At 71.3% G+C, this 18,185-nt stretch carries 14 protein-coding genes, 1 tRNA gene and 2 pseudogenes; 11 read left to right on the top strand and 6 right to left on the bottom strand.

The genetic code is table 11. The features are described 5' to 3' along the window. Positions 1-815: 815 nt before the first annotated feature. Positions 816-1,045, top strand: a pseudogene (locus tag AFM16_RS37925) (carotenoid oxygenase family protein); the annotation flags it as partial. Between the two features lie 23 nt (positions 1,046-1,068). Here the strand turns inward: AFM16_RS37925 and AFM16_RS37920 are convergent. Both AFM16_RS37920 and AFM16_RS37915 read right to left on the bottom strand, forming a co-directional pair. Next, positions 1,069-1,466 (bottom strand): annotated as a pseudogene (locus AFM16_RS37920) (dihydrofolate reductase family protein); the annotation flags it as partial. Positions 1,467-1,566: 100 nt separating this feature from the next. Then, positions 1,567-3,342: a S8 family serine peptidase gene (locus AFM16_RS37915; RefSeq protein ID WP_078636755.1), complete on the bottom strand. Its 1,776-nt coding sequence runs from the start codon at positions 3,340-3,342 to the stop codon at positions 1,567-1,569. Positions 3,343-3,701: 359 nt separating this feature from the next. Between AFM16_RS37915 and AFM16_RS37910 the strand changes: the two genes are divergently transcribed. The 4 genes from AFM16_RS37910 to AFM16_RS37895 all read left to right on the top strand — a co-directional run bounded on the left by AFM16_RS37910 (position 3,702) and on the right by AFM16_RS37895 (position 9,099). Next, positions 3,702-4,322, top strand: a complete 621-nt coding sequence (locus AFM16_RS37910; RefSeq protein WP_078636754.1) for a hypothetical protein — start codon at positions 3,702-3,704, stop codon at positions 4,320-4,322. Positions 4,323-4,446: 124 nt separating this feature from the next. Then, positions 4,447-8,061, top strand: a complete 3,615-nt coding sequence (locus AFM16_RS37905) for a CHAT domain-containing protein (protein WP_078636753.1) — start codon at positions 4,447-4,449, stop codon at positions 8,059-8,061. Continuing rightward, positions 8,058-8,378, top strand: coding sequence for a hypothetical protein (locus AFM16_RS37900; RefSeq protein ID WP_078636752.1), 321 nt, complete (start codon positions 8,058-8,060; stop codon positions 8,376-8,378). Before AFM16_RS37905 ends, AFM16_RS37900 begins: the two co-directional genes overlap by 4 nt. A 70-nt stretch (positions 8,379-8,448) precedes the next feature. Then, on the top strand, positions 8,449-9,099 hold the full coding sequence (locus AFM16_RS37895; RefSeq protein WP_143648547.1) for a hypothetical protein: 651 nt from the start codon (positions 8,449-8,451) through the stop codon (positions 9,097-9,099). Between the two features lie 629 nt (positions 9,100-9,728). Here the strand turns inward: AFM16_RS37895 and AFM16_RS37885 are convergent. Both AFM16_RS37885 and AFM16_RS37880 read right to left on the bottom strand, forming a co-directional pair. Continuing rightward, positions 9,729-9,805 (bottom strand) — tRNA-Trp (locus tag AFM16_RS37885). 97 nt (positions 9,806-9,902) lie between these two features. Continuing rightward, positions 9,903-10,382 carry a hypothetical protein gene (locus AFM16_RS37880; protein ID WP_245177928.1) on the bottom strand — a complete coding sequence of 160 codons (480 nt, stop codon included), beginning with the start codon at positions 10,380-10,382 and terminating at the stop codon, positions 9,903-9,905. A gap of 195 nt (positions 10,383-10,577) precedes the next feature. Here AFM16_RS37880 and AFM16_RS37875 point away from each other — a divergent pair, with 195 nt between their 5' ends. Together AFM16_RS37875 and AFM16_RS37870 are read left to right on the top strand one after the other, a co-directional pair. After that, the gene (locus tag AFM16_RS37875) at positions 10,578-11,195 is read left to right on the top strand and encodes a hypothetical protein (protein ID WP_078637253.1); all 618 of its coding nucleotides are present in this window, start codon (positions 10,578-10,580) and stop codon (positions 11,193-11,195) included. Then, positions 11,192-11,887 (top strand): hypothetical protein, encoded by a 696-nt coding sequence (locus AFM16_RS37870; RefSeq protein WP_078636750.1) that lies wholly within the window; start codon positions 11,192-11,194, stop codon positions 11,885-11,887. The genes AFM16_RS37875 and AFM16_RS37870 overlap by 4 nt, the downstream gene beginning before the upstream one ends. Before the next feature lie 188 nt (positions 11,888-12,075). Here AFM16_RS37870 and AFM16_RS37865 read toward each other — a convergent pair whose 3' ends face one another. Next, on the bottom strand, positions 12,076-12,747 hold the full coding sequence (locus tag AFM16_RS37865; protein ID WP_078636749.1) for an NADPH-dependent F420 reductase: 672 nt from the start codon (positions 12,745-12,747) through the stop codon (positions 12,076-12,078). Positions 12,748-12,821: 74 nt separating this feature from the next. Here AFM16_RS37865 and AFM16_RS37860 point away from each other — a divergent pair, with 74 nt between their 5' ends. Beyond that, positions 12,822-13,229, top strand: a complete 408-nt coding sequence (locus AFM16_RS37860) for a winged helix-turn-helix transcriptional regulator (protein WP_078636748.1) — start codon at positions 12,822-12,824, stop codon at positions 13,227-13,229. Between the two features lie 79 nt (positions 13,230-13,308). Here the strand turns inward: AFM16_RS37860 and AFM16_RS37855 are convergent, their stop codons facing one another. Continuing rightward, entirely contained in the window at positions 13,309-14,298 is a 990-nt protein-coding gene (locus AFM16_RS37855) for a helix-turn-helix transcriptional regulator (protein WP_078636747.1), read from the bottom strand. Between the two features lie 161 nt (positions 14,299-14,459). On the opposite strand from AFM16_RS37855, the gene AFM16_RS37850 reads away from it, so the two are divergent. The 3 genes from AFM16_RS37850 to AFM16_RS37835 all read left to right on the top strand — a co-directional run bounded on the left by AFM16_RS37850 (position 14,460) and on the right by AFM16_RS37835 (position 17,468). Next, the gene (locus AFM16_RS37850) at positions 14,460-15,146 is read left to right on the top strand and encodes an alpha/beta fold hydrolase (protein ID WP_078636746.1); all 687 of its coding nucleotides are present in this window, start codon (positions 14,460-14,462) and stop codon (positions 15,144-15,146) included. A gap of 633 nt (positions 15,147-15,779) precedes the next feature. After that, a complete protein-coding gene (locus AFM16_RS39200) occupies positions 15,780-16,460 on the top strand; it encodes a hypothetical protein (RefSeq protein ID WP_143648545.1) in 681 nt (226 codons plus the stop codon). A gap of 396 nt (positions 16,461-16,856) precedes the next feature. Next, positions 16,857-17,468 carry a hypothetical protein gene (locus AFM16_RS37835; RefSeq protein WP_078636743.1) on the top strand — a complete coding sequence of 204 codons (612 nt, stop codon included), beginning with the start codon at positions 16,857-16,859 and terminating at the stop codon, positions 17,466-17,468. Positions 17,469-18,185 lie beyond the last annotated feature (717 nt).

Below are 18,185 nucleotides of genomic sequence, written 5' to 3'. Positions count from 1 at the left end.
AGGTGGGCCGGCCGTGAGGGGCCCACGCGCGCACCTCGTCGTCGGTCAGCGGCCGCATGAACGGCCCGTCGTCGTTGTCCCCGGCCTCGATCATGAGAGGAAAGTCCAGCACGGTGCCGGTGCCACCGGTGAAAACGTACTCGTGCCACTCTGTGTCCTGCCACAGCTCCTCGACGGACCGGCTCTCGAAGCCGCGGTTGTCCCCCTTCAGTTCGTCCACCTGAGCCTGCCGGAACGCAGCCGTCAGATCAGGCTGATACGGGCCTGTGTGACTCCATGCGTTGCCGCCCGTTCGCGTCACCTCCGCATCCGCCTGCGTGATCAGGAACAGAGCGTACGAGACGGCACTGACAGAGCACCTCGCCCCGATCCCACCCTGCAGCGACTTCGGAGGTGAGGAAGCCGTGGGACTCCGTGCCTTGGAGGCCCATGGCGATGAGCTCCGGGGCCAGGTCGGAGGCGGCGGCTCTCGCGTTGGTCCAGTAGTGGGCGGTGCGGCCGTACCGGCCGAGTAGCGTCCGGACGCCCGCCGGTACGGCGTCCCGGTCGGGGCGGGAGCGTTCGCGTGCGGGCTCCGACTGCCACTCCTCGGCCATGATGGCGAGCGCTGCCACCGCCGCCTCCGCTTGATGGGGGTACAGGCGGTCGGGGAACTCTGACGGGTCCGGCGGGTCGAAGGGGTACGCGGGCACCGTGTGGCGGGCGATGCTGGTGCGGTCCCCGTCGAGTCGCATCCATCCCCGCGGGTCAGGAACCGACCGGTGCGTCACGGCATGGAGCACGACGTCCGCACGACAGGCACCACGGTCCAGGCCTGGGACGCCGGTGACCTGTCCGTCGGCGAATCCGTCTTCGCTCCGACGCCGGGTACGCGCCGCAGCGACCACGGCTACTGGCTGACCTTCACCACCGACAGGACCGACGACACCAGTTGGCTCCTCGTCCTGCCCGGCGACGATCCCGCCCAGGGCCCCGTCGCCCGGCTCCGTATCCCGTCCGCGTCCCCCTCGGCCTGCACGGCACCTGGCTCCCCACCGAGGAATGAGCCGTGAGACAGCGGAAAGCTGCTCAGCGCCTCGTCCCGTACCTGGTCAGAACCACGCCGCCGGGAAACGGCCATGTCTCCACCATGTTCAGGTTCACCCAGCCGTCCACCACGGTGAAGAACGGCGTGCCGCCGCCCACCAAGACCGGATGGGTGGCGATCACGTACTCGTCGATCAGCCCGGCACGCAGGGCCGCCCACCGCCGATGGTCATCGGGCCGCCGTCCTCCGCCTTGAGCCGGGTGACCTCGGCGACCGCGTCGCCGGTGACCAGGCGGGTGTTCCAGCCGACCTTGTCGAGCGTCGAGGAGAACACCACCTTCGGCGTGTCCCGCCAGTTCCGCGCGAACGCGATCTCCGCCGGACCGGCGTCGGGCCGCTGGTCACCGGTCGGCCAGTAGGAACTCATCGCCTCCCACAGCGGAGGGCACCGGGGCGCAGTCGCAGTGCTCCCCGGTGACCCACTCAGCGGGACTGTGGTGTGGTCGTTGACCGACTCGCCGACGTGTTCCAGCGCGCCTTTAGAACGTGATGTTCCAGGAGTCGATCCTGCCGGTGTCGCCGCGGGCGTTGTCGTTGACGCGGAGTTTCCAGGTTCCGTCGGCGGACTCGGAGGAGGCGTTGACGGTGTAGATCTGGCTGATGTTGTCGGTGCTGCCGCCCGAGCGGTTGTGGAGCGTGTAGGCGGTGCCGTCCGGGGCGATCAGGTCGACCTTCAGGTCGCCGATGTAGGTGTGCACGATGTTCACCCCTACCTTGAGGGTGGCCGGGGCGTTGCCGGTCACGCCGCTGACGGTGATCGGGCTCTCCACCGTGGTGTTGTCGCCGATGGCGAAGTCCGCCGTGTTCTCGAAGTACTTGCCGGGCTGCGGGGTGCTGCCGACGGCCTTGAGGGCGTCGACCTGGCCTTCGCCGAAGAAGCCGTTCCTGGCCGTGGTGCCCTTGCAGCGGCTGTCCGACGGGCAGGCGATGTCGTTGGCCTGGGTGGCCAGCTTGTCGCGCAGCTCTGCCGGGGTGATGTCGGGGTTGGTGCTGGCCAGCAGCGCCGCCACGCCGGCGACGTGTGGCGAGGCCATCGAAGTGCCGCTCTTGGAACCGTACTTGCCGCCCGGCAGCGTGCTGTAGATGCCGGTGGAGTCACCGCCCGGGGCCGTGACGTCGATGACGTTCAGGCCGTAGTTGGAGTACGAGGCCTTCGCGGTCGTGCCCATCGCCGAGACCGTGACGACGCCCGGGAGCTCGGTCGGGATGTCCAGGCAGGCGTTGGTGATGGTGCGGGTCACCGGCGTCGAGTCGTTCGGGCTCTCGGTGTCGGTGGTCTTGTTCGCCAGGTCGATGTTGGAATTCCCGGCCGCCGCGACCTGGAGCGAGCCCTTGCCCTCCGCGTACTCCTGGGCACGCCTGACGCCCTCGATGATCGCGGCCTGGTCGACGTTGTCCGGGCAGTTGAACTGCCACGGGTCGGTGTAGTAGCTGTTGTTGGTGACCTTGAAGCCGTGGTCACCCGCCCACATGAAGCCGCAGATGGTGTTCTCGGCGAAGAACAGCGAGCTGCCGGGCTCGGCGATGCGGACCGAGGAGATCCGCACGCCCGGGGCCACGCCGATGACGCCCTTGCCGTTCTTGGCGGCCGCGACCGTGCCGGCCACATGCGTGCCGTGGGTACCGACATCGCGCCAGGCGCCCGTACGGGTGTCCGGCTTGCCGTACGCGCAGGACGCGGAGTCCGCGGCGTTGAAGTTCGGCGCGAGGTCCTGGTGCTGGTCGTCCACACCGGTGTCCAGGATGCCGACCTTGACGGAGGCGGAGCCCGTGGTGACGGCCCAGGCCTGGTCGGCCTTGATCTGGGTCATGTCGGCGCGGACCGGCTCACCCGAAGGGGTCGTGGACTGCGCCGGGTTGGCGGGCAGCGCCGGGTTGTAGGCGTCCGCCGGGACGTCGGAGGTACGGGTGGCGCCGACCTGCTGGACCCCGCTCACACCGCGCATCGTGGCGGCGAAGGACGCGGACGCGGAGTGGGCGGTGATGACGCCGATCGCGTCGTAGTACTGGAAGACGGTTCCGCCGTTGGCGGTCACCGCGTTGCGGACCGCCGTGGTGTCGCCCGGGGCGGTGATCACGAGGTAGGCGCGGGTGCCGGCGACCCAGGCCGCGCTCTGCGCAGCGGGCGCCGCCTCAGGGGCGGGCACGGGGGCGGGGGCAGGGGCGGCGGAGCCGGAAGGGGTGACGGGGTCGGTGCCGGCGAGCGCGGCGGGGGCCCCGAAGGTGAGCGCCGCGCCGAGTGTGGCGGCCAGCACGAGGGTACGTCGAGGGCGGCTGGATCTGTGGGGTATCAATGCGTCCTCCGAGGACCCGGTGGTCAGGCCGGGTCGTACGAAACAAGTGATGGACGCAAGATGTCATGCACACGGACGTTACGGAAGTGCCTTTTGCAGCAGAGGAGTTCGTTTACCGGTGGCTGGATTCCGACTATAGGTGCGCGTGCGGAGGATGTACGGGGCAGTCGTCGAGGTCGAGCCGGCCGGTGAACAGCGGGCAGGCGGTCAGGAGGCCGTTGGCGACGGTCTCGGCCCGGCTCATGGTGATCCACTGCCCGTGAGCGTTCGCGCCGTGCGCTGTGAGAGGGTGCGGTTCGATCCGGGAACTGGGGGCACGTGTGGGGCTGATCTACGGTTACGACATCTATCTGCGGCCTGGAGATGTCGCCGGGGCGCTGGCCCGTCTGGCCGAACTGGCGCCACCGGACCGTACCGTGCCGCCCCTTGAGGTCACGCTGCCCGGCGGCGACCGGATCGTCCTGCCGTTCACGTCCCATTTCGAGAGCGAGCCCGTCGACTGCTCCACGAGCGGCACGCTCGAACTCGACACGTCCCTCATGTTCGACGCCGATGACGCGTTGCGCGCGTACGCGCAGGAGAGCGGCCCCGGACTCGGGGCGGACGGGCGGGTGAGGATCGGGTACGTCTACGTGACACTCCGGTTCGCATCCTTCCTGCATCCCGGTTACTCGTCGGTGGAGTGCTGGGCCGCGACATCGCGGATGAGCCGGCTCTTCGCGCGGTCGGCCGGCGTCAGGAAGGTGTTCACCGGCCTCGCCGCCGGCAGCGGGGGTGTGTGCTGTCTGTTCGACACCGGCGACGGCGCACCCGAGCAGGTGTGCTGGCTCAACGGTGAGCCCACCGACGAGATGATCGGTGGTCCCCGCTTTCCGGATCGGCAAGCACTGGTGGCTACTTGGCCCGATCCGGGAACGGGCGGCGTCGTGGCCCCTCGGTGACTCGTCCGCTTTCGTGATCGCCCCCTCCGGGCGCGGCGGGGCGCCGTAGGCTCTTGTGCACGGGCTGGGGCCGGTCGAGTTCGGTGCGTCGGGGGGCGAAGTGCGGTTGTCGCTGGCGGAGTTGATGGACCTGCGGATCCCGCCCCCTGAACTCGCCGTCGCGGTGCTGGGTCCCGTGCGGGAGCGGGCCGCACTGGGGCCGCCGGAGGATCTCGCGCCGCACGAGCGCCAGTGGTGGTACGCCATGGCCGGGGCGGTCTGTGAACGGCTGGGCGATCTCGAGGGCACCGTGCGCCATTTCGCGGCGGCGCTGGGCGAGTTGGACGACGACAGCGAGGACCGGCCGGACGCGGCGTTCCGGCTCGGCGTGGCCCTGCACTCCCGTTTCACCGCCGGCGGGCGGATCGCGGACGTCGACGAAGCGGTCCTTCTCTTCCGTGGTGTGCTGGAGATGGCGGAGCGGGGTTCGTGGCCGCGTCTGATGGCTGCCGCGCATCTGGGGCGCTGTCTGGCGGACCGGTTCTTGGCCGCCGGGGATCCCGTCGACCTGGCCGGGGCCACGGGTGTGCTGGAGGAGGAGCTGCCGGTCGCGGGGCGGCCGCCGGTCGAGGCGGACGGCCACGATCGCGAGGAGGTCCATACGTGGATCTTCGCCTTGGACGTGCTGGGTGAGTGCCTGCGCGAGCAGGCCGAACTCGCCCATGACGAAGGGCTGTTGGCTCAGGCACTGCGGCAGGCCCGGAGGGCGCTGGAGATCGCCGGTGACGATCCCGCACTGCGCGCGGCGCCGGAGAAGGGGCTGGCGCGCAGCCTGCTGGTGCGGGCCGTGTGGGGGAAGTCGCGGGCCGACCTGGACGAGGTGATCCGGCTGCTGGACCCGTCGGCGCCGCTCGCGCAGGCGGAGGATCCGGCGGCGCGAGCGGTGAACCTGGGCATCGCCCTCTTCGAGCGCTACCGGCTGCTGGGCGATGCCGGTGATCTGGCCCGGGCCCGTGCGGTCCTGGAGGACGCCGTGGCCGTCCTGGGGCGGGGTTCGGTGGCGTGTGCCGGGGCGCAGGTCAACCTGGCGGTGGTGCTGCGGGAGACGGCCGCCGTCGCGGTGGACGAGCCGGCGCTGCTGGATGCCGCGGTCGAGATGGCCGAGGAGGCCGCGGACGCGGTGCGGCCGGGTTCGCTGCTCGCGGTGACGGCGGTGGCTGCCGAGGCCGAGGCACGGATCGCCCGGCAGGCCCACGGCGCGGGCGGTGGCGTGGCGGAGTTGGCGGAGGCGTGTCGTCGTATGGAGGCGGTGGCGCCGTATCTGCCCTCGGGGGGCGGCATGGTGGCCGCGTCGTTCCGCGACGCCTGGGGCAGTGCTCTGGTGCGGCTGGCGGGGCTGACGTCGTCCGCCGCGGTGCTGGACGAGGGGGTGGGGCTTCTGCGGCGGGCGCTGGCCGATCCGGGCGGGCTGCCCGACCGGGCGCGCACGGCGGGCAATCTCGCCTCGGGTCTGTACGAACGGTTCCTCGCGCGGGGTGCGATGAGTGACCTGGACGAGGCCGTCACGCTGTGGCGGGAGGCCGTCGAGGCCCGTCCGGACGGGGGTCCGCATACTGTCCTGGCCCGCAGCGGGCTGGCCGTGGCCCTGCACCAGCGCTATGAACGGCGGGGCACTGCCGCCGACCTGGACGAGGCCGTACGGCGGCTGACCGCGGCCGCCGAGCTGCCCGCGGCGCCGAGTGAGCGCCGGGCCGTTCTGACCAACCTCGGCCACGCCCACCAGGCCCGTTACGAGGCCACCGGCGAGGTGCGGGAGCTGGCGCGGGCCGTGGCCGCCCAGCGTGAGGCGCTCGCACTGGACGGTCCGCAGGCCGGTTCCGACGTCGATGTGCGTATCGGGCTCGCCCTCGCCCTGGGCGCGCAGGCCGAGCACCTCGCCTCGCCGGTGCCCGCCGAGGAGGCCGTCGAGCACGCCCGGGCGGCCCGCGCCGAGGCGGAGGCGGCGTCGCGGGCGTGGGTGTCGGCGACGTTCGTCCTGGCGGGGCTCACCCGCCTGCTCCACGCGCTGACCGCCGGACCCGAACTGCGGGAGCGGGCCGAGGAGTTGTATGCGCGAGGGTACGAGGCGGCTCGCGCGCGGTATCCGGCGGCGGCCGCGGAGGGCGCCATGGAGTGGGGTCTGTGGCAGGCCCGGCTGGGGCGGTTCGTGGAGGCGGTGGCCGCCTTCGACCTCGCCGCGCTGGCGGTGGGCCGCCTGGTGGCCGGGCAGGGAGAGCGCACGGCCAAGGAGACCTGGCTACGGACCTCGCGCGGCTTGCCCGCCGCGGTGGCCGCCGCGGCTTGGCGAGCCGGTGACGCGGCCGGTGCGGTCCGTCGGCTGGAACACACCCGTGCGCTGTTGATGGCCGAGCGGCTGCGGTTGGACACGCCTGCGGACATTGGCAACGGGGCTGCTGTCGGTGCGAGCGGCACCGGTGCTGGTGTAGGTGTCGGTGCGGACGACTGTGCCGAGGCCGACGGCCGTACAGGTGCCGAAGCCGAGGCTGACGGCAGTGCCGGTCCTGTGGCCGTCGCCGTGACCGGCGGCCGGTCGGACGCCGGCACGGTCGTCTACCTGGTCCCGGGCGAGGAAGCCGGGGTGGCCTTCACCGTCACCGGCCAGGCCGTGACGGCCACCGCCCTCGACGGCCTCGGCGCCGGAGCCCTCGCCCGCCGGCAGGAACAGATCCGGGGCGCCGCGGGTGCGCTGGAGCCGTTCGCCCGGTGGGCATGGCACCACGTCCTGCGCGAGGTGGCACCCGCGCCGGGCACACCGTTCACCCTCGTCCCCGTCGGTGAACTGGCCCACCTGCCCTGGCACACCGCATGCCAGACCCCCGACGCAGACCACACGGACGGCTCTCGGACAGACCCGTCCCGGCCGGACCGGATTCCGGCAGGCCCGTTCCAGGCGGACCGCTTCCTGCTCGACGACCACGCCGTCGGCTTCGCGCCCTGCCTGCGCGTCCTGCCACCCGCCGGAACCGTCCCCCGCCCGCCCCGCTACCTCGGAGTGGCCGCCGGACGCGGCACCGGCCTGCGCGAACTCCCCTTCGCGGAACGGGAAGTGACAACCTGCGCCGAACACTTCCTGCAGTCCCTGCTCCTCGTGGACGACGACGCCACACCCGAGAAGGTCCTGGAATGGCTCGGACAGGACGGCGGCCTCGCCCACTTCGCCTGCCACGCCGAGACCGACCCCGCCGATCCCCTCTCCAGCGCGCTGGTCCTCGGCGGCGGCGCCCGTCTGACCGTACGCGACCTGCTCGACGTACGCGGCGGACCCGACCTGGTCATCCTGTCCGCCTGCGCCACCTCCGTCACCGGCCGCGAACTGCCCGACGAGGCCGTGGGCCTGCCCGGCACCCTCATCGGCGCCGGCGCCCGCGGCGTGATCTCCGCCTCCTGGCCCGTCAACGACCTCGCCGCCCACCTGCTGACGACCGACTTCGTGGACCGGTGGGCCCACGGCACACCCCCGGCCGAAGCACTGCGTGCGGCCCAGACCCGGCTACGGGACCTCCCCCACACCCAACTGGCCAAGCACCTGCGCGTCCTGCGCGGCCCCTCCCCCGCATCCCCGGCCACCGCACACCCGCCGACACCCTCGCGCCCCTTCGCGGCCCTCGCCGACTGGAGCGCCTTCACCTACACCGGACACGCCGCCACCGCCTCCCCCCACACCCACCACCGACGGGACCGCACCGGAGGCCCCACATGAACACACCGCTCCCGCCGCCACCGCCGTACCACCACGGCACCGACCCCCAGTACGCCCAGCACGCCGCCGCCACCTTCACCCTGGACGACTACGGCTCCGCCCTCGTCCTGGCCGGCCCCTGCCCCCGCTGCGGCCGGCCCATGGACTTCACCGTCGTCAAGGAACTCTTCCGCGCCACCACCACCGCGACAGACCCCGCACCCACCCGAGCGGTGGTCATGTACTGCACCGTCGAGACCGTGTACGAGGGGGCACCCGACGGCCACACGGGCTGCGGCGCTTACTGGAGCCTCCTCCTGCCCACGACGCACCCATGAAACGGCCCCGACTGAACCGCCCACGACCGCGCCCCGCGAGACAGGCCGGAACACAGGAATGAGCGCAGGGATGAGCGGCCCTCTACTGCCCGGACCCCCACCGACGCCCGCACAGGTCCGCCGGGCCCGGTCGATGCGGCGCGCCCTGAACCAAGAACTCGACCGGGTACGCGAGACCGCCACCGCCTGGCGCAACGGCCTCGGCGCACTCCTCGCCGGACTCATCGGCTTCAGCCTGATCAAAGGCCGCAACGACGTCGGACAACTCGCCCCTGCCTGGTCCGCCACCGCCGGCATCCTGCTCGCAGCCGCCCTGACCGTGGGCGCAGCCGGAGCCTTCTGCCTCCTGCGCGCAGCGCACGGCCGCCCCTACGCCCGCCGGCTGTCCGCAACCGACGACACCTCGGGGCCACCGCTCGAGGTCGAGGACCACGACGAAGCACTCGCCAGCGCCCGCACCCTGCGCACCGGCATCATCCTGACCTGCCTGTGCACCGTCCTCCTCGCCACCGCGGTCGGCGTCACCTGGTACGCCCCACCGAAAGACCCGCCCGCGCTGATCATCCGACAGGGCGCCACCACGCTGTGCGGGGAAGTGCTCTCCACCCGCCACGGCGTAGTCGTACTCAAAGTCGACGGCGTCGCCGTCACCGTCGACCTCGCCCAGTCCACATCTCTCACCCCCACCACCACCTGCCCCGCCACCCCCACCAACAACTGAACGATCGTGCCGACGGCGTGGTCGGCGTCGGGTCATGAGCCTGCTCAAAGCGCGGGGTCTCAGGGGCACGGAACGGTTCGGCCCAGGACAGCTCGGCCGCCGCCGTGACCGCACTGGCCGTCCGGAGATCATCTCCCTCGTCTTCGGCTGACCATTGGATGCACGGAGCGACCCGCCGTCGATATCGGGCCCAACTCGATTGCAGGGCAGTCCAGTTGATCACTGGGGTGCGAAACGGTGTTTGGATACGGTGCCCGGATGGCTTCTCAACGTGCCCTGTTGCCGCGCTCGACACCGGCCGCCTCGGGGATGTCGTACCGTTCGATCGCCGCGCTGGGTGATCGTCGAGCCCATCGACGGCGGATGGCTCGTACGCTTCGGCTCGCGCCTCGTCATCGAGGTGGGTGACGGCGACTGACGGGAAGGCTCCCCGCTCGGCCGACCTGCCGTCGCGGCCGGTGCCTGGCAGGGCAGCACATTCATCGCCGATCTCTACGTCGTCATCACCCCGCACCGCGTGCGGCTGATCCTCGACGCCGGGACGAGGACCGCCACGGCGACCTGGAGCACCGTGCCTCTGACCGGCCCCAGCTTGGAGCTGCACCTGCGTTCACCGTGAACAGCATCGGTGGCAGGGGTGGCAGGAGTCGAACCTGCGGCATCCGGCTTTGGAGGCCGGCGCTCTGGCCATCTGAGCTACACCCCTTTGGTGCGCCTCAGTTTGGCATGACCCAGGGGCCGGGCTCCAAAGGTTTTCGCCGGAGGAGAGCGGACGAACGCCGCCTCGGCACCGCGACGTCCCGCTACGCTCCTGTTGCCGGGTCGCCGTCGCCGAGGCCGATCCACCAGTGTCCGTCGTCCTTGACCAGCAGAAGTTCCTGCCGCTGCCCGGTCTGCTGGTAGGTCACCGTGATGGGGTTGAAGTAGTCGACGGAGCCTTCCAGCACAGTGATGTCAACGTGTCCGCCCGCGGCTTCGCCGTATTCGCGTACGTACTGGGCCGCCGTCGGCCCGGGCTCCTTGTAAGCGGGGCCGGCAAGCTCCGCCACACCCCCTACGTCACCCGCCTTGAGCCGCTGCACGTAGATCCGGACGACAGTGTCGACGTCCTCAGCCGTCTCCTGCACATCGGGGTAGTTGGATTTCTCCGCGCGCACCGTGACATCGACGGTGGGCGAAGCGGCCAAGGCATACGGCGCGCGCAGCCAGTTCCACCACACCGCCGCAGCGATCCCGGCCACGACCAGCATGCCGCCGCACAGCAGGAAGACTCGCTTCCTCATACGCACCTTCACCCCCATACCCGTTGGTCTCGACATGGCTGGTGACGCTCGCCATTTCTTCGCCAGGAAGATCACACCCGCGCGATCATTGAGACTCTTGCCGCTCCGGCCCAAGAAGACAAGACCTCCGCCACCCGGCAGCGAAAGCCCGTCGCGGTGTCGCAGTGGGTCCGGCATCATCCCTGTGTGATCGTGATGCAACCCGTTCTGGAGATCTTCGCTGCCGACGACTTCGCACTCTGGCCGGTTGGCGAGCACGAGTCGTACGGCTACCTCGTGCTGGACGGGGAACGGACTCCGGCGGAGGTCGGCACGGCGGTCATGCGGATCGCCGACTGCAACAACCTCGAGCCGGCGGAGCACGGGCCATGCCCGACCGACCCGCTCGGCGCGTTCCTGCACGGGCTGCTCACCGTGCCCGACCTGTTCGCCGCCGGCGGGTTCCGGGTGGCCGACACAGCCACCGGCACCGTCTACGTCGAACCGGGCTGCTGCAACGGACTGGAGACGTGGCGGGACTGGCTGGAGGTGCTCGACGGCACCGGCTGCTCCTACTTCGGCCACGACCCGTGCTCAGCGGCCGAACGTGTCGGCGACACCGTCCGGCTGACTCTCGACACCTACGCGGAGGACGGCAGTCCGGTGATCGAACTACCTGTGGACCAGGTGCGCGCGCTCATCACCGGTGCCCAGACGGACTTGCGGAACTTCCACAGCCTCGCCGGAACCTGGGCCGAACAACACCTGCCGACACACGCCGCCGCCGTCACGGACGCCTTGGCCCGGGCACTGGACCTGGAGCTCACAGAATGACCAGCTTCCTGACCCAGCGGGCGCGCGTGCACGACGCCCGGCTCCCCCTCCACCGGCGGCACAGCGCGCTGCGCACCTGCCTCACCGTCTTCGCTCCTTACGGCCTGCGGGCGACATACCACCACCTCACGCTCAGCGCCGCGATCCCCCGACAGCTAGAGGCGGACCCGGAGGCGCTGGCGCGGGCGGTGGAGGAACTGCACGAGGCGCGGGTGCTGTGGCTCGTGCGGGCAGAGGAGTACGCCGTGCAGCGTCGGGCGGAGAAGCGGGCCGGGCAGCGGGTTGTGCCGAACCCTCGGCCGTGGTGGCTGCGGAGTTGGTGGGAGAGCCCGGGGCGCGCGTGGTTCGAAGACCCGTTTCGCCACCCGTCGCTGCGACTGTCCGAGTACGTCCGGCGACAGAATGCGCTTCTGGACGGCGCCGATCTGCCCGGCTGCCCGGCTTGCGGGGACGAGGGACCGCGGGTGCTGAGCTCGACCGGGCATGGCTGGGTCGAGCTGTGCCGTGGGTGCGCGTGGGTGCTGGCGCCATGTCCGTGCGGCCGGCGGCACCGGTTCGTACCGGAGACCCCATTCAACTGGAACGCGATCTGGCAGCGGGCGCACATGAGCAATGGCGGCATGCCGAACCCACACTGGCCTGCGAGACAGCCACTCGGATGCGGCACGGCGAACGCTCCCATCCTGGGGTAGTCGTCCACTGCATGGCGGTCCGCCACTCCCCTGTCTTCGGCATGGGACCTGGCTCCACCGCTCGACCCGACGCCCCCCTGACCGCGGTCGGCAGCCCGGGATCCCGTGACCACCCTACGGAACTGCCGTCCCAGGCGACAGCCCTCGCCCGGCTCAAGGCACTCTCCCGAGGGCCACCGACCGCGCGCTCAGTTGGCCGAGTCCGCCTGACCGTGACTCGGACCTGACGCGTATGCCAGCGGAGGCGCGATGGCCTGGGCGTCCGCGCCCTCGCCGACCCACAGCCCGATGAACATCGCGGCGGTCGCTTCCAGGAGGCCCGCACGTTCGAGGCCGCCGCCAGTCACCGGCTCACAGCCCACGTTCCGCACCAACTCACGTACCCGTGCGAGCGCCGTCTCGTCGTCACCGCAGACCGGCACGGCCAGTGGTCGGCCGTCGAAGACAGGCGGCCGTATGCGCCATACGTCCTCATGACAGAGGTTGAACGCCTTGACCACGTGGGCTCCCGGCGCCGCCGCGGCCAGTAGCTGCGCGGCTGAGGGGCCTCCTTCGGTCAGCAGCCGGAAGCCGGGGCCGACCGGGTTGGAGCAGTCGAGGAGCACTCTGCCCTCCAGGGCCGCGTGCAGATCCCGTACCACTTCCGCTCCCGCGCCGTAGGGCAGCGCGGCCAGCACCACGTGCCCCGACTCGGCCGCCGCGCGCAGACCGGCAGCCTTCGCGCCCTCTCCGATGCGCGTCGCGAGACGCTCCGCCTTGTGTGCGTCCCGGCCCGCGATGGTTACCTCGTGCCCGGCCCGCGCCCAATGGGTGGCGAGCGCGTCGGCCATGTTGCCCGTTCCCAGTACGCCGATTCTCATCAAGTGGCCCTTCTCCGCGGCTGCTTCGACCGTTCACACCGACGGTAGGGGGCCGGTCGGGCACCATTCGGTACGTGACCACCGACGCCTTCCTCGCCGACTGCCGCGCCCGCCTCGCCTTCGACCTGCTCTCCAACACCTGGAACGCCGTCGTGCTCTGGGCCCTGCGCGACGGCCCCAGGCGCCCCGTCGAACTACGGGAGCGGATCGGGGGAATCAGTTCCAAAGTCCTCACCGAGACTTTGCGACGGCTCCAGTTCAACGGACTGGTCGAACGGCAGGCACACCGCACAGCACCCTCACGCGTCGAGTACCGACTCACCGCTCTGGGGCGGAGCTTGCTCGCACCCATCGACGCCGTCGGCGCCTGGGCCTTCGAACACGGCGACGAGGTCATGGCAGCCCAGGACGCGGCGTCCGCTCCCGCCCCGCAGTCCCCTCCCCTCCTCCCCCTCGCTAGACAGGTCGACACCGTGAAGTGAAGGGAGAGGCTTCGCCGAGCTGTCGGCCGGCCCGTACGCGAGGGGCCTCCGGCGCGAAGGGATGTGAGGTGTCCTTCACTCACCTCGCGCCCGTCGGGCGAGGCGCGTCCGATACGGCCGCGCCCAGGCGGGACGCCAGGTCGGCCACCGCGTCCCGGAGTTCCGTCCCGCCCTCCACACGGAAGGGGAAAGGGACCGCCGCCAGCCATTCCCCCGCGTACATCACCGGGTTGCGGGTGCTGCCGACGAGGAGGCAGTGCTCCGCCGCCGCGCCGGCGGGTTCGAGCCGTCCCATCGACGGTCCGACCCATGGGGCGACCCGGTCCATCGGTGCGTGGAAGAGGACCCGCGTGGGATAGGCCCATCCGGTGCCGAGGTTCTCCTCCAGCACCGCGACCGGGTCGAGGTCCTCCGGCATCCGGAACCCGGCCGCGCTCTCCTCGGCCGCCACCACCCGGTCGATCCGGTAGGTGCGCACGGCGTCCGCGCGATGGGAATGACAGAGCAGGTACCAGCGCGCCCGGCGTACGACCACCGCCCACGGATCCACCTCCGTCTGCCACTCGTTGCCGGCCTCGCTCCGATAGGTGATCAGCACCCGCCGTCTGGAGGCGATCGCGTCCACCAGGGCGCTCGTGACGGCGGGATCGGCGTAGGCCGCCCCGGGGTCGGGCGCGGCGGCGGCGTGCTCGCGCAGCGCGGCGGCCTGGCGTCCGATCCCCTCGGGGAGGGCGTGGACGACCTTGCCGAGGGCGGAGCCGACGAGATCCCCGGGGTCGGTGGCGGCCGGCCTGCCGTCGAGCACCGCCATGACCAGGCCGAGCGCCTCGCTCTGAGTGAAGCTCACCGGCGGCAGGGTGGTCCCGCGCCGCAACCGGTAGCCGCCGTACGGGCCGCGCACGGAATCCACGGGAATGCCGGCCTCCCGCAGGATCGCGACATAGCGGCGGGCCGCGCGGTCGGTCACCCCGAGGCGCTCCGCGAGCTGCTCCGAGGTCGTACCTGGGCGGGTCCGCAGGATCTCGAGGGTGCGCAGCGCGCGGGCGGTAGGGCTCGTTCCGGTCTCCACCCCGGAGAGCGTAGGCGGCTTGCCGGCAATCAGGAAGCCGATCGTCCTGAACCCCTCCTAGCATGGGCAGGGCCGGTCGGGCAGGCCGCGTCCAACCGACGTGCTCCGGGCTGCCCTCCCCTTTCTCTCCGGCTCCTACCTCGACGAAAGTTGATCTCACTATGGACATCCTGCTCATCGGTGGTCTCTGGCTGGACGGCACCGCATGGGACGAGGTGACACCGGCGCTTGAGGCACTCGGTCACCGCCCGCGGCCGGTGGTTCTTCCGGGTCAGGGCGACGGAAATTCGTCCGCCACGCTCGACGAGCAGGTGGCGGCGGTCCTCGCCGCCGTCGACGCGACGGCGGAAAGGCCCCTGCTCGTGGCGCACTCGGCCGCCTGCTCGCTCGGCTGGATGGCCGCCGACGCGCGTCCGGAACGGGTGGCCGGGCTGGCGCTGATCGGCGGCTTCCCCCACGAGGACGGCCATCCGTACGCCGACTTCTTCGAGATGCGCGACGGCGCCATGCACTTCCCCGGCTGGGGCCCGTTCGAGGGCGCGGACAGTGCCGACCTCGACGATGAACTGCGCCGGCGCTTCGAAACCGATGCCGTCCCCGTCCCCGAGGGGGTGGCCAGGGGCGTGGTGCGGCTGTCGGACGAGCGCCGCTACAAGGTTCCGGTCGTGGTGGTCTGCCCGGAGTTCACGCCGGAGCAGGCCCGCGCGTGGATCGCCGCCGGCGACGTGCCGGAACTCGCCAAGGCCGAGCGGGTCGAGTTCGCCGACCTCGACTCGGGTCACTGGCCGATGTTCTCCAAGCCCGCCGAACTCGCCCGCCTGATCGGGAAGTTGGCGGCCGACCACTGACGCGAGCACCGTCCGCGCACCGGGGCCTGTCCCCCGAGTGGACCCTTCCTGCTGTGACGGTGCAGGTGCATGGCCACATCGGATGTGCGCTGACCTGAACGTTCATGTCGTCTCCGCAGAGGGCGGCACGTGGGAAGGCTGCTCTGTACGCCGGAGTCCTGACGAGCCGATGCCGTGCCGCCTGCACGCCTTGCGTATCCGTCCGGGCAGTACGACAAGCCTCGCACGATCCGAATGGAACAGCCGAGCGGCATCGGCGGAGCCGGCATGGAGCCGCGCATCACACCTTGACGGACGATCTCCCTCCCAGGACTCCCGCCCACGACCAGGGTGAGCGGCCTGGGCACGAGGCACGCCAGCCCTTGACCTGCGACTTCCAGTTGGCGGAGGCTCGCTGCCGCGCATCGGACCGATGGCACTGCCGGGTCGGCGGCCGTCAGGCGGGATTGCAGATCGTCGCTGCGCAGACCCGTCTACGGCAGTTTCCCGGCCCGCGACGAGCGCGGAGGAGCGGAGCGCACGCGCACAAGGAATCGAGACCATCTCGTAGCCCCCTCGCCCCGCAACCATGGCGCTGCCCCGTGCGTCTAGTTGTAGCTTCAACAGCCGAGAACGGTCGGAGAGAGGACTCCCATGCCTGGTGTCAGAGGTGCGTCGGTGATAGCGGTGATGGGCGGGATCCTGGCGTTGACGGGGTGCCAGGAGGCGTTGAACTCCCCCACCGGCTCAGGCACACCCGCATCCGCCTCGTCCTCCTCCGCGCTCTCGTCCTCGTCTTCCGCACAGGCCCCGACGCCGACCGGCACCACCCCCACCACCAGCTCCCCGACGCCGACCGGCACCCCGACGGCCGGCCCGGCCACCACCACGCCCGCTCCGTCGGGCACCATCGCCACCCCGGTCAAGGCCACAACGCCCACTCCCGCGGCGCCCCACCCCCCGTCCGCGGACCACGCCGACTGCCGCAACCTGACCGCCGGCAGCCAGGTGAAGGCCGCCGTGACGGAGGCGTACCGGCGCAGCTTTCCCCGTTTCGTCCATATTGGCCCGGATTCGGGGACGTTCTTCTACGGTCAGTGCGGCGGCGTCCGCTACGCCGCCACCCGTTTCCATGCCACCCCCGGTGCCACGCACGACGAACTGGTCAACATGCAGGACGAGGGCAGCGTCACCAAGTACTTCCGCAGCACTTCCGCAGGCGGCTGGACCTACCTCACCAGCGACGGCTTCCCCCATGGGCCACAGGGCTGCGGCGATGTCGCGCAGATTCCCGAAGCCCTCTCCGCGCTCTGGGGAAACTGCTCGGTCGGGTGATGAGCGTCGAACGCCCGCGACGTGCGCCAGGCAGCCTGGCCGACCGGAGACTGCCGGAGTCCGGCAGTGACGGCGGACCGGGCGCGGAGGCAGAATCCGCATCTGGGAAGCGAAAAAAGAGGGCGGGACGTGGCGGTTTTCCTGTGGTGCTGGATCGGCCTGTTCACGGCGGTACTGCTGCCTTTCGGCATCGCCATGCTCCGCGGGTGGGCACCGAAGAGGGTGCGCGCGCGATACTCCCCGGCGCGGATCCGGGTGAACGGGGTCGCTGCGCCCCTACTGTGCGTGGGTGCTGGTGTTTCTGAGCCTGGGACCGCAGGGCGGCGCGGCCCTCTCCGACTGGTTCACGAGGCGAGGACCCACGGTGCAGGACCCACTGGACGCAAGGGAGCCGCAGTGCTCAAGAACCGGGTGAAAGCGAAGTGCACACACCTGCGGACAACGCCCGCGGCGGCACGGCGACGGGCGCGCCGCTGGACCGCCTTCGCCGGGGCGCTCGTCGCGTCGCCCTTCGCCGCGCTCGCCGTGGCGGCCGCCGGCCTGTTTCCCGCGGAGGTGGCCATCGCGTCGGCGCTGACCGCAGGACCGGCCGGACTCCTGCTGCTCACCGCACTGAACACGGAGAAACAGCGGCCGCGCCGCTCCGGAGACCTCATGATCGCGCGGACCCTGACCGGTGAGCGCACCGTGGACCTGTCCCAGATCGAGCGAGTCCGACTGTTGACCTATTTTTCCTATGGCGGTGTCTCGGAACGCGTCTTGCTGGTGCGTGACGCCCACGGCACGTCCCTCGGCCTCACCGAGCCCGCCTCCCGCAGGGCGCTGCGCCGGGCCCTCGAAAACCTGCCCAGGCACGGGCCCCGGCCGCGAGTGAGCAAGGCCGCGCTGGTCCACCTCGGCATACTCCCCACCCCCGGCCGGCTCGCCCTCCACACCGTCACCGTCTGGCTCGCCACCGTGCTCGGACTCTGCGGTTACCTGTGCGTCGTGCTCAAACTCGCCACCTGAGTCCCGAACCGAAGATCTGTTGTCAGGCGGTGCCGGGCGAACGGGCCCCACCCGCGCCCCGTGCCCTCTCATCAGCCGGCGCTCCCCCTTTCGGCCGGGCCGCCGAACAGGCGCACACGTCGGGGGACTTCACCTCACCCGCACGGATGCCCGTCGGCAGCCCGCATGGACACCGCGGTTCACGAGCGTTCGGCCCCGATGCCGGCGGCCGCACGCACGTCCCCGGAGCTTCGCGTGTGGCGCAGCAGGAGCGCCACCGCGACATCGCTCAGGGCCGCGGCTCCTGCACCGGGGAGCAAGAGCGAAGTGGAGGCCGGACGAGAGGGCGTCGTCGGCATGATCGATCAGGGACGGGTTGCTCGTCCTGGTTCCCGCCATGCGGGCCGCGGCGAGCGAGGAGCGGGCCGCCTCCGCGGCGGGCTCGGGAAGCCCCTCGACATCGAGGGCGTGCCTTGCTCAGGCTCTCCGGCGACTGAGTGCATGGTGCTCAGCGTGCGGTACCCGGGCAGCGAGGGCGACCCTCTCGTCGACGCGGTGGAGGCGTTGCTGAGACGCATGGTGTGAGCGCGGCGCGGGACGCGCGTTCGTCGAGTGATGCGGTGACGCGGACGTCCCGTTGATGAGTGCCCTTCGCCCATCTCCCGACGCGCCGCCGGCATGCCGGCCGAGGAAGCGGGTCGGTTGCCCGTTCCCGCCGGTCGGAGCGGCCGTCCCGGC

The sequence above is a fragment of the Streptomyces antibioticus genome (genome assembly GCF_002019855.1).
Taxonomy (GTDB): domain Bacteria; phylum Actinomycetota; class Actinomycetes; order Streptomycetales; family Streptomycetaceae; genus Streptomyces; species Streptomyces antibioticus_B.
This window is presented reverse-complemented; position numbering and strand designations above follow the sequence as displayed.